We start from the raw sequence: 11,731 nt of genomic DNA, 5'->3' as shown, positions 1-11,731 counted from the left end.
AAATCGACCCCCAAAATATTAGATTTTTGGTCTAACTTTTGGGGGTCGGTACAAAATGAGTGCTTTTACATAATAGGGTAGTTTAACGAAAATCTGCGTTTGTCTCTGCTAATTCCTGTGATTCGATGATCACCTCTTCAATGCGATGGTCTTCCATTCTATTTATTTTGATTTCCATCGTGGCTAATTTGAAAACCTCACCCTCTTGCGGGATCCGATCAATGGAAGAAATTACATAGCCGGCTACTGTAGAGGAGTTTGAGATGTCTGTAATTCCGAAAAGTTCTTGCAGCAAATCAACATCTGCTTGGCCATTTATCAGATAGCGGTCCTTATTCAGCTGTTGGTATTCAGGCTCTCGATCATCATATTCATCCCAGATTTCTCCCACTAATTCTTCAAGGACATCTTCTAAGGTCACTAACCCTTCAGTGCCCCCATATTCATCAATGACGATGGCAATATGACATTGTTCGGATTGAAATTTTTTCATTAGTTCAGAAATCTTCATACTTTTTGTAATGAAGCTGATGGGTTTAATGATCTCCGAAAGCGGACGTTTCTTTCGCAATACTTCATAATAAAAATCTTTTTGATTCACCACTCCGCTGATCTCGTCGATTGAGTCCTCGCAATAAGGCAGACGTGAAAAACCGGATGATTCAAAGAGATCGGATATTTCTTGGGTACTCCGTTTTTTATTGATGTAGACGATGTCTCTGCGTGGGACTAAAACTTTCTGAACTTCAAGATCATTGAAAGCTACCACACTCTTGATCAATACTTCGTCATCGGGATCAATTGAACCTTCTTGTGCCGCCTCCTCCACTAATATCAGCAGCTCGTCTTCCGTGATCGATGGCGGTGTTTCTTTCGAAGGACGCAATTTCATGAGCAGCACTTTCAAGCCTGAGAAAAAAAGCGTTAGAGGATAAAAGATAGTAACCAGTATTTTTAAAGAGCGAGCAAACGTCAGTGCATACTGTTCGGGAGATTCTTTTGCTAACGTTTTAGGGAATATCTCTCCGAAGGTCAAGACTAAAATCGTCATAATGATCGTCGATAATGTCACACCGATGTTTCCAAAGTAAGCTACAAATAACACAGTCGCAATCGATGAGCTCGCAATGTTCACGATGTTATTTCCAATAAGAATCGCGGACAGCAATCGATCAAAATCATTGATCAATGACAATACGATCTGCGCCCTCTTATTCCCGTTTTCTGCCAGCTTCATGATACGAATTCGATTCAACGATGAGTAAGCAGTTTCGCTGGATGAGAAAAAAGCGGAGAGCAACAAAAGCAATGCTAAGAGTGGGAGCATGATTCCCAATTGATTCATCATAGTAATTGAACATCCTTTTTGTAAAAGTTTATTGTTGGGCACCTTAAACAAGCACCTCGTTTTAAAAACAACGCACGATCCCTCTACTCTTTTTGATAGAATGTTCTTCTCACATGTATTTGCAACGAGTCCTCGTCACCTAAATCACTCATTTTTCACACTCCTTCAAACACTTCCTACTCTAACTCTATCTTATCCTAATTTTAAAGTCAATGAAGTCCTTGAACGAAAAAAATCACACCAGCAGATCGACTAGTGGCGTGATTTTCGTGTCTAACTCAATCAATTATGAATCGTTAAAAGCATCTTTTCTGTTGGATATCCAAATTCTCTCAATGTTTCTTGCGGAGTAAAGCCCAATCTTTTCAGACGCAGCCTGAATCCGATATCTAGTTTGTCTTTCGAACGAAATGTTGTGGTGGTAATCTTTTTTCCTTGAAGGTTTTCTCGTTGAATAAGCTGTTCAAGCATTTGCTTCTCCAAAAAATAATCCCAAAAAATCGGAAGTGCAGCGAAACCATCAATGTGTCTGGTTTTTCGATTATATAGAAGTACTGCAGCACAAGCATTTTTACAAGTGACGATAGTGACACTTTGATTGGTCACTGCTCTTTCCAGTTCTGAGCTGAAACACGCCTCATTCCAATAAGGGAATCCCCCTCGAACTTGTTTCATGAAGTGAAGAATTCCTACAATATCCGATTTAATCGCTAGTCTGCAATGAAATAGTGGAGCTGGATCGTTCAACAGTTGTCCGTAGTCTAAAAAAGAGCTTTGAATAAAAAATTCTTGCTTGGATAAACGAAACCTCTTCGGAGTCGTTTTATAAAAACTCAGAAAGGCTTTGTGAAACGACTGTTGACTTTGGTAACCAGCAGCTACAGCTATGTCGATGATTTTCTTATCTGAAACCAGCAATTCTTTACTAGCCTTACTTAATCTTCGTCGTTTGATATAGTCATACAATGTCACTCGCATACTGCGTGAAAATTCAGATAGCAGATAAAATTTTGAATAATTCAGCTCTTCTGCTATCTTTTCAAGAAAAAGTGGAGAGCTTAAATGGTCTTCGACATAAGCGATCGTCGAATATACAGAGGCCTTAATTCTCATCTTCACTTCTCCTTTCAATAAAATAAAGCTGGTTGATTGCGCGAGTGGCAATCACAAAGAGCTGTTGATCGCCGATTTTTCCAGGAAAATATTCCTTCTGGGTATCGATGCCGATCACTGTATCCGCCTCGAGTCCTTTTACGATCAGCAATGAGGAAATAACGATTTTTTCATCGGATTTCGTTGCTTCTTTCCCGTCCAATAAACGGAGGTTGATTCCCTGATTTCTAAGTATAGTATACCATTCCCTGGCTTCTGACAAAGTTCGTGTAATCAATAAAACAGATGGTGCCTGCTTTGCTTGTTTTGTGAGCAAGGAAATGATTTGAGCTGATTGCATATCTTTGTTTTTGCAAATAATCCTTTGCGGATCTTCCCCGTGGCGTGTGATTGGTTGGATTACTGTATCGTGAATGATTTTTTTTGCGAATGTCATAATTTCGTAAGTCGAACGATAACTCTTAGTGAGAATCAACTGTTTTGCTTCAGAAAAAAGATCACCTAATTGCTGCAGGGTCATCGTCTGGGTAGATTCGATTTGTTGAGTAAAGTCACCGACAAGCAGCTTTCCGCACTTAAAAACTTGTTTTATTACCAATTGTTGAATAAGAGCAAGATCTTGCATTTCATCGATTACAAGGTACTTTATTTTCGATAGATCCGGGATCTGCTCGAAGAAAAGTCGAATATACGCAATAGGAAATAAATCGGAGTAGGTTAAGTTTTTAAAGGCAGGTATTCCAGCGCTTTTCAAAAATTCACGATAAATTTGCATCGTCGTACGAAATCCAAAGCATTTTTTCAGCCTTCGCGTCACTTGTGCTCGACTAGGCAGATGTTTTGGCATTCTAACCTTTGCTTCCTCTAGGAGGTCCTCAGCGATCCTATCGAAGCGCTCCAAGATGGGATGCTTATGATAAGCTCGGTATTTTTGGATGATGTACGCCTTGCTGAAGTTCATTTCACCGATTTGAATAGGTTCTGGAAAAAAAGCTGTTTTCTCGATCGTCTTTAAGAACAGGTCTAGCTCTGTCATAAAGGATGATAAATGGATTCTCTTGATTCGGCTAACCAATGCGTCATGCGGCAATCGATCGTTCAAACGCTCGGATTCCTCAATTCTTGAATAAACTGGTACTGCGCCAGCAAGTTTTTCAAAAAAAGCTTCAACAGTTAATTCAATCACTGGTTCCTCGCCCAACTCAGGCAACACTTGAGAAATATACTGGCTAAACACAGAATTTGGAGAGAGGATCATTACTTCTTCGGAAGAAAGAGAGTCTTTAAAATGATAGAGCATAAATGCGATACGATGCAAGGCAATGGATGTCTTTCCAGAACCAGCAACGCCTTGAAGAATCAAACTTTTATCTTTCGTGTTCCGAATGATTGCATTTTGTTCCTGCTGGATCGTATTAATGATTGTAGACATGTGTTGGCTATCTTTATGACTTAATGTTCTTTGTAATGTATCATCAAAGATCGTATGTTGGCTTTCTAAAACATAATCGATCTCACCATCCACGATTTTGATCTGTCGTTTTCCGATGATTTCCCCTGAGACTTCACCATTTGGTGCCTGATAAGCTGCCGGTCCAAAGTCATAATCGTAAAACATGCTCGAAATAGGTGCTCGCCAATCATAAATCAACAATTCTCCGTTTGAATTGGTGTATGAAAATCGTCCAATGTAGATCCGTTCTGACTCAGAATCGCCTGAAAATTGAAAATCGATTCGACTGAAATAAGGATTTTTCTGGATTTTTTTTACTTTGCTCAACTGATTGCTCGATACAGCCTCTGCCACCTGCTGTTGCTGCGAAATTCTTGAGTTTGTAAACATTTCATGCGGATCAATTTCACCTTTGTAATCCACTAAGTATTGTTGAAACTGTTTAGTTTCTGCAAGCTTCCTCCCCCATTCGGCATCAAGTTCCTGCTCTTTTAAGAATAATTCATGCTTTAAATTCTGCCAATGTTTTTCCTCTTCTTGAAATACATCGTCCATTCTCTGTCCCTCCTAGCTTGACTAATCAATCTAGTATACTGGAATGAAAAGGACTTTTTTTCATCAATCTTGTGGTTATATAAATGTTTGGTACAAAATATTTAAACGATTCCCATAATCTGCATAGCCAAGATCTTCAACAAAAATTTGAATGACTCGTTCACAGTCCTCTTTTCCTTTCACTTCTCCTAACTTAATCAGCAGCAAGCCATTGACGAATTTGGCATACAAGTCGTGGTGAATAAATTTTAAATGAGGATTGGCTTGCCTGTGAGAAAAGAAAAGACTCATTAGCTTCTGCGCATGCTCCAAGTGGTTTTGGTTCAACAACAGAAGGACTAGATGAAGGATGGCATCATAACGCCATTTTTGAACCTCTATACTTCCCCCTTGCTTTTTAAGGAGCTGGACAGCGTATAAAAAAGCTTCCTCCGCATGAAAAATGTGCGACACATAGGTAACCAAAAATAGTTCGAAGGTCCCCCAGCTTTCCGTTTCCCTTAGATAGTCTTTGATAGGAGATAGATCTGCAACATATTTTGGTAAAAAGATCAGATTGTAATAGTATTGACCTACTAAAGCAATCAAACAAAAACGCAGCTCTTTCGTTTGGTGGTAGTTTTCCTCTTGTTCCTCAATAAATTTTTTTAGTTGAAAAGAATTTCCTGCGTGGTAAGCTTGATCAATCCGCGATTCTATTTCGAGCATCCAATAATCCAAACTATTTTCGATTTCAGCAGTAAACTCTTCAATCGTTACATTGATTCGGTTTAACAACTGCAATAAATTGGTTAAACGAATATCGCTTTGATTCTTTTCGTATTTTCGCAGAAATTGCGGGGAGATGATTTCTGCTGCTGCTTGCGTAGAGAGATTCTTGCCTTCACGGAATTGTTTAAAAATTTTTCCAGTCATAGTCTGCTCCTTTAGGAAACTATTGTTTCTTTATTGATTAGTTTAGCAGACCTGCCCAGCTTTTCAATCCAATCTTGAATAAATTGATTCCTTCCAATAGAGTTGACATGCGTTTGTGTATACTAATACTAAAGAATAGTAACCAAGGAGGAACGATTCGATGAGTAAATTTGAGAAGTATGAGCAAACGTGCGAGAAGATGAAGCAGCAGAATTATCACCAGGAAGATCATATTTTGTCTATGGTTTATTGCAATACGATGGGCCTCCTTTTTCCGCTGCCTCCGTTGCTATTTGTAGGCATTGTCTATTATTTAAGATGGGGTAGCTTCTCACTGGCTATTTCTCCAGTTGGTTTTATTATTGGATTATTCGCTACAGTGATCATCCATGAACTGCTTCATGGCTTAGCTTGGAGTCGATTTTGTGAGGATGGATTTAGTGATGTTCGCTTCGGGATCAATCAAGGAATGCCCTATTGCCACTGTACTCAGCCATTGGAAAAAAAGCACTACCTAATTGGCGCTTTAACTCCTGTGTTCGTTTTGGGGACGTTGTTGTTTGCAGCTTCTTTAATTTTCCCTAATTCAACGTTATTCGCACTTACAATGATCAACATTTTACTCGCTGGAGGGGACATGATCATTGCAGGCAGAGTCCTTCGTTTATCTGAGGCAGCTATTATTGATCACCCGAACTTGCCAGGATTTGTGGCATTCACCAAAAAGGAATCAACAGCAAGTCCTAATTAGTGGACGAGTGCTGTTGATTCCTTTTAAAGATCGATAACTTTTGTTTCAATAATCGTATCAAATAGTAATGGATAGACCACTTCTTGTTCGATTTCGTGACTACCTAAAGATAATGGGTAGTCATATTTGTTCGCCCAATCCTTGATTCCGATCAAATCAATTCCAAACTCAGGAAAAGTAACGTGGGCTTTGATCAGGAGTACTTGCTTTTGATTTTCCAACCATGAAAAACGATGAAATCGAGGCTGTTTTGTCCAAGAAACATAGGAAGCAGTTTCTCGAACGCCAAAAGGCTCCTGCAGGTCAAAGTCTTGATGCACACGATACAGTGTACCGGAATGCTGAGCCATTCGAGCGAAATCTGCTTCATAATCCATTGGGGCTTCACAACTTTCGATCCTTCTGATTTCTTGTGTCAAATTCAGCCACAATTTATCAAATCGCGACAGCTCGTCAGGAGAGCGACCTGCTTCTAAATGAGAATGCTGAATCCACCGAATCAATTCATCTGCCAAATTAATCATACGAACCTCACTGCCTTTAGATTATCTGATCTTCCCCAAGACTCTTTAAGAATCATCACGTATGATTTTATCATCTTTACAGAATTAATCCTAATCATAACCTAATCTGAAAAAATGAATTGATTGAACAACATTGTTTCAAGCTGATTTTTTTCTAAAGTCTTTCGATGTCTATCGCGCTTTTGAAGCTATTAAATGCGATAGAAAAAGTTGCCAAAACTCTCTTGCATTGACAGTTCTGGCAACCTCTTATTTATCGACTCTTCTCGTTTCTTTCGAACCCTTGTTGCCGGCTTTTTGCATTTTTGCCTTAGCAAAGCGTAAATCGATCAATTTGGCGATTCGCTTTTTAGGGGTGTCTTGAATGGGCTCGGCGGCGTTTTTCATTTTAATGGCTTGGAGCTGCATCATTAAAAGGGGTTTTTGATGTTCTATTTCTCGTTCGATTTGCTGAATCTTATACAATTTTTCAAGAATTTCTTCATCCTCAGCCAACAGTTGTGCCGCTTTTTGCTCATGGAGCTCCCCCGTTTTTTTATGATTGACTGCAGCAGAAATCGCGAAATTGCCTACAAGGATCATGAAGACAACAACATAAAAAAGCTCAGTTCGTGTTGTCTCAGCAGCTATTAAAAAAAGAGGTATGACGAAGATCAGTCCAAAACTTGCATATTGATAGATCGTCAGGAATTTCATTTCTTTAGGTCTTTCTTTGAAAGAAGGCTTGGTCTCCTCGTATAGGGAAAGAAAAAGAAGTTCTAGCTCTTCATATTGTTCATGGGTTTTTTCCCAGTGAAAAGTCGCCTGTTCGGGTGTCATTTCTCGTTCTTTGATGTAATACTTCATTGCTTTCGACTTTTTTATGATGCTGTTCACCACTTTTCTAACTTAAAAATTCGCTCAATCAATTAGCTTTGCTCTGACTAGTGTATCATAAGTACATCGTTTTTTTTCAAACTTATTATAGAAATTATCGGTATTTTGAGAATAAAATTATTAAAAAACGCTTGATTTTTTTTAATGTGTGTGTAAAGATAAACGTGATAGTTCTTCAGGGCAGGGTTTGATTCCCGACCGGCGGTGATAGTCCGCGAGCCGTATGGCTGACTCAGTGAAATTCTGGGACCGACAGTACAGTCTGGATGGAAGAAGAAAAAGTGTGTGTTTGTTGATTTTCAGATAACAAACGCTATTTGATGAAACGAAGACACCCTTTTTTCTACTTTGACTGTGCCTTGCAAATTGCTGTAAGGTTCTTTTTTTGTTTTAAGAAAGGTGTGTTGACATGAGATTTACTGCAAAAAAATTGGTAATGACTGCTGTATTAGGTGCGATGGCTTATGTGTTGATGTTGTTCAAGTTTCCCCTTCCCTTTATGCCCCCTTTTATGGATTTTGACTTAGCGATGGTTCCTGAGATTATCGGAACGTTTCTTTTCGGGCCTCTGGCGGGAACATTTATCGTCCTGATCAAATTGCTGATCAAGCTGGCTACAGTGGGAACCTCCTCTATGTTCACTGGTGAAATCCAAAACTTCATCTTGAGTGTTAGCTATATCCTCCCGGCTTGGTTTTTGTATCAAGGAAAGTTCAAAAAGCACAACGCTTTGTCTGGAATGCTTTTAGGCACGATCGTTGTTACTGTGGTCGCTTGTTTATCGAATGTCTATTTTATTATTCCGTTTTATACAAAATTATACGGGATGTCTATGGAAGCGATCATTGCTATGACTCAGGCAGTCAATCCGCTGGTTGATAGTGTGTGGAAGCTCGTTCTGATCGGGATCGTTCCCTTTAATTTGATTAAGTACGGTGTGTCCACTGCAATCGTGTACTTTTCATTAGAAAGATTGCGCTCAATTCTACTGCGAAAGGAATTTACTTAAATGGAATATCAGGCTGCACTGGAGCAATTCTATAAAAAGTTAGGCAAAAAGAAAATCATGGCTTTGGCAACGAGCTTGAACGATCATGTAACGGTTCGAAACGTGAGCTGTCTTATCTATGACAAACGTCTTTTTTTCAAGACCGATAAAGAATTTCGCAAAACAAAGCAATTAATAGCCAACCCTAACGTGGCTATTTGTCATTGGGGCGTTCAGATGGAAGGCACAGCAGTCAATCACGGGCTGGTAATCGATGAACCAGAGCAAAAGTTTCAGACTTTGTATGAAAAGTACTGGAAAACTAGCTATACTGCCTACCCACATCGAGACACAGAGATTTTGATTGAGGTTGTTCCACGGTTTGTAGAGATTTGGGATCAGGATGAAAACGATCGAGGGTTTCAACTGATGATCGATTTTGACCAACAGACGGCTGAAAAAATCGACTATGATTAAAAAAACACCAAATCAGCAAAAACTGATTTGGTGTTTTTTGATTATAGTTTAGCAAGCGCCTCATTGATTGGAATAGTCCCGCTCCCCATCAGGATAACTTTTTTGTAGGTGTTTGATCTTTCCAGTAATTCAGCCAATACTTCAGCAACGTCTTCGATACTGTTTTCGCTGCGTTTATCAATTTCAGTAGTCATTAGGCCTGTGCCAGGCTGTTCCTTTAACATACCGGGCTGCAAGATCGTATAGTCTAAATCAGTATTGTTTTCTAGCCAGGAATCAGAGAAATATTTTGCGATATTGTAATCCGTCAGTGATTCGCTCCAATTTTCGGGAACTAAAGCATGCAGCGAGCTTAACTGAATAAATCGACCAATCCCCTCTTGTTCTGCTGCCTGCATGAGCTTTACTGCTCCGAAAAGATCGGTTTGCAGCAAGTCTTTTCCTCTTGAACCAGCGACAAAATAAACGGCTTTTGAATCTTTGAGAAGTTTTGCCAAATGAGCAACGTCCTCATGAAGGTCTAGGTGAACCGGCTGAACCTGTTCTGAGATTTTTATTTCCAGTTCGCTTCTGGCACCTGCGTAAACAAAGTGTCCTTTTTTTACTAATTTGTCAATCAAGAATTGACCGACTCTTCCAGTAGCACCTGCTACGAAAACGTTCATGATGATTCCTCCTTTTTCCTCATGCTAACCGATTGGTTGTTATTCGACAACTATTTGAACTTTTAAATTGGATGAGCAAAAAAACAGCCAATTGGTTGTTTTTATTTTTACAGTGATTGTTATAATTGAAAACCATAAGGAGAAAGATATGGACAAAACTATTTTAACGATTGCAGGCTCTGACACATTGGCGGGCGGTGGACTGCAAGCAGATTTAAAAACCTTTGAACAATACGGGATCTTTGGCTTGACCGCAATAACTTGCATTGCCATTGTAGAAGACGATCAATTTTCTATTCAAGATATTTCTTCAGAGTTGTTGGAAAAACAACTGGCGACGGTTGAAACGGGAGTTGAATTATCTGGAATCAAGATTGGTTTGATTCACCAAGTAGAATCGATTCGAACGATCCAAGCGTTTCTGAAACGCCATCAACACCTGCCAATCGTTTTTGATCCTGTTCTAGCTTTTAAAGAGACAGAAACTGTCTACAATCAAACGTATATAGATACCCTGATCAGCCAATTATTCCCGCTTGTATCGATGATTACCCCGAATCTTAAAGAGGCAGAGCTTTTAAGCAATATACGGATCACAAGTAAGCACTCGATGAAAAAAGCCGCGGAGGCCCTTCACTCGCGAGGTGCGTCTTCTATAGTCATCAAGGGTGGCCAAAGACTTGCTGGTGAGCAGGCAGTGGATCTCTATTATGATGGAAAAGATTTTCGTTTTTTTAATAAACCGAAGCTTGTAAGTGAGAAGGTCAATGGTGCAGGGTGTACCTTTGCCTCTTCGATTGCATCGAATCTGGTTTTAGAAAAGGCACCTGCGGAGGCAATTTATATCAGTAAAGAATATGTGTATCGTGGGATTGACCGCGGCATTCTTTTAAAGAATGGTGAAGGCAATGTTTGGTATCGGTAGAGATGAATTCTTAGTAATCTAAATTTAGGAGGACAAAAATGAAAATAAAGCAGTTGACGACAATAGCTATGATGACCGCCTTAACAGTAACTCTATCTATTATGTTTATTATCCCTGTTCCTGCAACAAAAGGCTTTGTTACTTTGTGTGAAGTAGGAATCTATACTTCTTCCTTATTATTCGGGCCGACAGGTGGGCTCTTGGTGGGTGCTATGAGCGGTGGGTTGATTGATATGATCTCGGGTTATCCGGAGTGGGCCCTGTTCTCTATCGTAATTCACGGTCTACAGGGCTGGTTGTTGGGAAAAATAGTACAAAAGATGCCTACTTACAAAGGAAGACTCGTCGGCTTCTTTTCGGCAAGTCTATTTATGATCGTGGGGTATGCTTTGGCTACTGCCTTTTTGTACAGCTGGCCTGCAGGAATAGCCTCGCTGCCCACTAATTTAGTTCAAAATATTTTTGGAATCGCAGTTACGATCCCTCTATATCAAACACTAACTCGTGTCGTTCATCGGTTGCAATTTTAATCAAGAAGGAAGTGTTGACTCATGGAAAAAATGGAATTACAAAATAAGTTGACAACGATCGTGGAAGAAGTTTTAGCAGAGGCACAGCTGCGTGAAAAGGATGTCTTTGTGTTAGGCTGTACGACTAGTGAAATCGTTGGCGGCACGATCGGCAAAAGCTCCAGTAAAGAGGTTGGCGAGTGGGTCATTCAAACTCTGAAGGAGCTTCTTGATCAAAAAAACATTTATCTAGCTGTTCAAGGGTGCGAACATATTAATCGTGCTTTAGTAGTTGAACGTGAATTGGCGGATAAAAGAGGATGGGAGATCGTTGCGGTCAAGCCTGCACTACACGCTGGAGGCGCATGCTCTGTCGCAGCTTTTGAACAATTTTCCGATCCGGTAGAGGTTGAATCAGTCACGGCCCAAGCCGGTATCGATATAGGAGATACTTCGATTGGCATGCATGTCAAGCATGTACAAGTTCCCGTACGTCCATCGGTCAAGGAATTAGGCGGTGCGCACGTGACAGCTTTGAGAAGTCGTCCTAAATATATTGGCGGCCCCCGGGCAGAGTATTAATAGCGCTTTTTTAGACATCAAAAATCCCAGTGCTGAACGCAACTGGGATT

13 protein-coding genes and 1 riboswitch are annotated in these 11,731 nt (G+C 40.0%); of the genes, 6 read left to right on the top strand and 7 right to left on the bottom strand.

All coding sequences use genetic code 11. The features are described from left to right. Window positions 1-82 precede the first annotated feature (82 nt). From NRIC_RS08025 to NRIC_RS08010, 4 genes are all read right to left on the bottom strand, one after another. On the bottom strand, window positions 83-1,348 hold the full coding sequence (locus NRIC_RS08025; RefSeq protein ID WP_227873761.1) for a hemolysin family protein: 1,266 nt from the start codon (window positions 1,346-1,348) through the stop codon (window positions 83-85). A 282-nt stretch (window positions 1,349-1,630) separates the two neighbouring features. Continuing rightward, complete coding sequence (locus tag NRIC_RS08020; RefSeq protein ID WP_146622183.1) at window positions 1,631-2,461, bottom strand: helix-turn-helix transcriptional regulator; 831 nt, start codon at window positions 2,459-2,461, stop codon at window positions 1,631-1,633. After that, entirely contained in the window at window positions 2,451-4,469 is a 2,019-nt protein-coding gene (locus NRIC_RS08015) for a HelD family protein (protein ID WP_146622182.1), read from the bottom strand. The genes NRIC_RS08020 and NRIC_RS08015 overlap by 11 nt, the downstream gene beginning before the upstream one ends. A 75-nt stretch (window positions 4,470-4,544) precedes the next feature. Next, window positions 4,545-5,384, bottom strand: coding sequence for a helix-turn-helix domain-containing protein (locus tag NRIC_RS08010; RefSeq protein WP_146622181.1), 840 nt, complete (start codon window positions 5,382-5,384; stop codon window positions 4,545-4,547). A 160-nt stretch (window positions 5,385-5,544) separates the two neighbouring features. Here NRIC_RS08010 and NRIC_RS08005 point away from each other — a divergent pair, with 160 nt between their 5' ends. Beyond that, window positions 5,545-6,135 (top strand): DUF3267 domain-containing protein, encoded by a 591-nt coding sequence (locus NRIC_RS08005; RefSeq protein WP_146622180.1) that lies wholly within the window; start codon window positions 5,545-5,547, stop codon window positions 6,133-6,135. Window positions 6,136-6,158: 23 nt separating this feature from the next. On the opposite strand, the gene NRIC_RS08000 is transcribed toward NRIC_RS08005, so the two are convergent. Both NRIC_RS08000 and NRIC_RS07995 read right to left on the bottom strand, forming a co-directional pair. Further along, complete coding sequence (locus NRIC_RS08000; protein ID WP_146622179.1) at window positions 6,159-6,659, bottom strand: hypothetical protein; 501 nt, start codon at window positions 6,657-6,659, stop codon at window positions 6,159-6,161. A gap of 249 nt (window positions 6,660-6,908) precedes the next feature. After that, window positions 6,909-7,505: a hypothetical protein gene (locus tag NRIC_RS07995; RefSeq protein WP_146622178.1), complete on the bottom strand. Its 597-nt coding sequence runs from the start codon at window positions 7,503-7,505 to the stop codon at window positions 6,909-6,911. Window positions 7,506-7,702: 197 nt separating this feature from the next. Continuing rightward, window positions 7,703-7,817, top strand: a riboswitch (FMN riboswitch). Window positions 7,818-7,944: 127 nt separating this feature from the next. Between NRIC_RS07995 and NRIC_RS07990 the strand changes: the two genes are divergently transcribed. Next, on the top strand, window positions 7,945-8,544 hold the full coding sequence (locus tag NRIC_RS07990; RefSeq protein ID WP_146622177.1) for an ECF transporter S component: 600 nt from the start codon (window positions 7,945-7,947) through the stop codon (window positions 8,542-8,544). Further along, window positions 8,545-9,000, top strand: coding sequence for a pyridoxamine 5'-phosphate oxidase family protein (locus NRIC_RS07985; RefSeq protein ID WP_146622176.1), 456 nt, complete (start codon window positions 8,545-8,547; stop codon window positions 8,998-9,000). Between the two features lie 41 nt (window positions 9,001-9,041). Here NRIC_RS07985 and NRIC_RS07980 read toward each other — a convergent pair whose 3' ends face one another. Further along, window positions 9,042-9,665 carry an NAD(P)H-binding protein gene (locus tag NRIC_RS07980; protein WP_146622175.1) on the bottom strand — a complete coding sequence of 208 codons (624 nt, stop codon included), beginning with the start codon at window positions 9,663-9,665 and terminating at the stop codon, window positions 9,042-9,044. Between the two features lie 148 nt (window positions 9,666-9,813). Here NRIC_RS07980 and NRIC_RS07975 point away from each other — a divergent pair, with 148 nt between their 5' ends. From NRIC_RS07975 to NRIC_RS07965, 3 genes are read left to right on the top strand one after another with little or no spacing between them, the layout of a single operon-like run. After that, the gene (locus tag NRIC_RS07975; RefSeq protein WP_146622174.1) at window positions 9,814-10,590 is read left to right on the top strand and encodes a bifunctional hydroxymethylpyrimidine kinase/phosphomethylpyrimidine kinase; all 777 of its coding nucleotides are present in this window, start codon (window positions 9,814-9,816) and stop codon (window positions 10,588-10,590) included. A 38-nt stretch (window positions 10,591-10,628) separates the two neighbouring features. Continuing rightward, a complete protein-coding gene (locus tag NRIC_RS07970; RefSeq protein ID WP_146622173.1) occupies window positions 10,629-11,120 on the top strand; it encodes an ECF transporter S component in 492 nt (163 codons plus the stop codon). A gap of 21 nt (window positions 11,121-11,141) precedes the next feature. Next, complete coding sequence (locus NRIC_RS07965) at window positions 11,142-11,681, top strand: TIGR01440 family protein (RefSeq protein WP_146622172.1); 540 nt, start codon at window positions 11,142-11,144, stop codon at window positions 11,679-11,681. The last annotated feature ends 50 nt before the right edge of the window (window positions 11,682-11,731 follow it).

The organism is Enterococcus florum, assembly GCF_004309355.1.
In the GTDB taxonomy this organism is placed as follows: Bacteria; Bacillota; Bacilli; order Lactobacillales; family Enterococcaceae; genus Enterococcus_A; species Enterococcus_A florum.
This window is presented reverse-complemented; position numbering and strand designations above follow the sequence as displayed.

Coding starts and splice junctions, on each gene's coding strand:
- NRIC_RS07990 (WP_146622177.1), top strand. CDS start 7,945: ATGAGATTTACTGCAAAAAAATTGGTAATGACTGCTGTATTAGGTGCG.
- NRIC_RS07975 (WP_146622174.1), top strand. CDS start 9,814: ATGGACAAAACTATTTTAACGATTGCAGGCTCTGACACATTGGCGGGC.
- NRIC_RS08005 (WP_146622180.1), top strand. CDS start 5,545: ATGAGTAAATTTGAGAAGTATGAGCAAACGTGCGAGAAGATGAAGCAG.
- NRIC_RS08025 (WP_227873761.1), bottom strand. CDS start 1,348: ATGATGAATCAATTGGGAATCATGCTCCCACTCTTAGCATTGCTTTTG.
- NRIC_RS07980 (WP_146622175.1), bottom strand. CDS start 9,665: ATGAACGTTTTCGTAGCAGGTGCTACTGGAAGAGTCGGTCAATTCTTG.
- NRIC_RS07965 (WP_146622172.1), top strand. CDS start 11,142: ATGGAAAAAATGGAATTACAAAATAAGTTGACAACGATCGTGGAAGAA.
- NRIC_RS07995 (WP_146622178.1), bottom strand. CDS start 7,505: ATGAAGTATTACATCAAAGAACGAGAAATGACACCCGAACAGGCGACT.
- NRIC_RS08000 (WP_146622179.1), bottom strand. CDS start 6,659: ATGATTAATTTGGCAGATGAATTGATTCGGTGGATTCAGCATTCTCAT.
- NRIC_RS07970 (WP_146622173.1), top strand. CDS start 10,629: ATGAAAATAAAGCAGTTGACGACAATAGCTATGATGACCGCCTTAACA.
- NRIC_RS07985 (WP_146622176.1), top strand. CDS start 8,545: ATGGAATATCAGGCTGCACTGGAGCAATTCTATAAAAAGTTAGGCAAA.
- NRIC_RS08015 (WP_146622182.1), bottom strand. CDS start 4,469: ATGGACGATGTATTTCAAGAAGAGGAAAAACATTGGCAGAATTTAAAG.
- NRIC_RS08020 (WP_146622183.1), bottom strand. CDS start 2,461: ATGAGAATTAAGGCCTCTGTATATTCGACGATCGCTTATGTCGAAGAC.
- NRIC_RS08010 (WP_146622181.1), bottom strand. CDS start 5,384: ATGACTGGAAAAATTTTTAAACAATTCCGTGAAGGCAAGAATCTCTCT.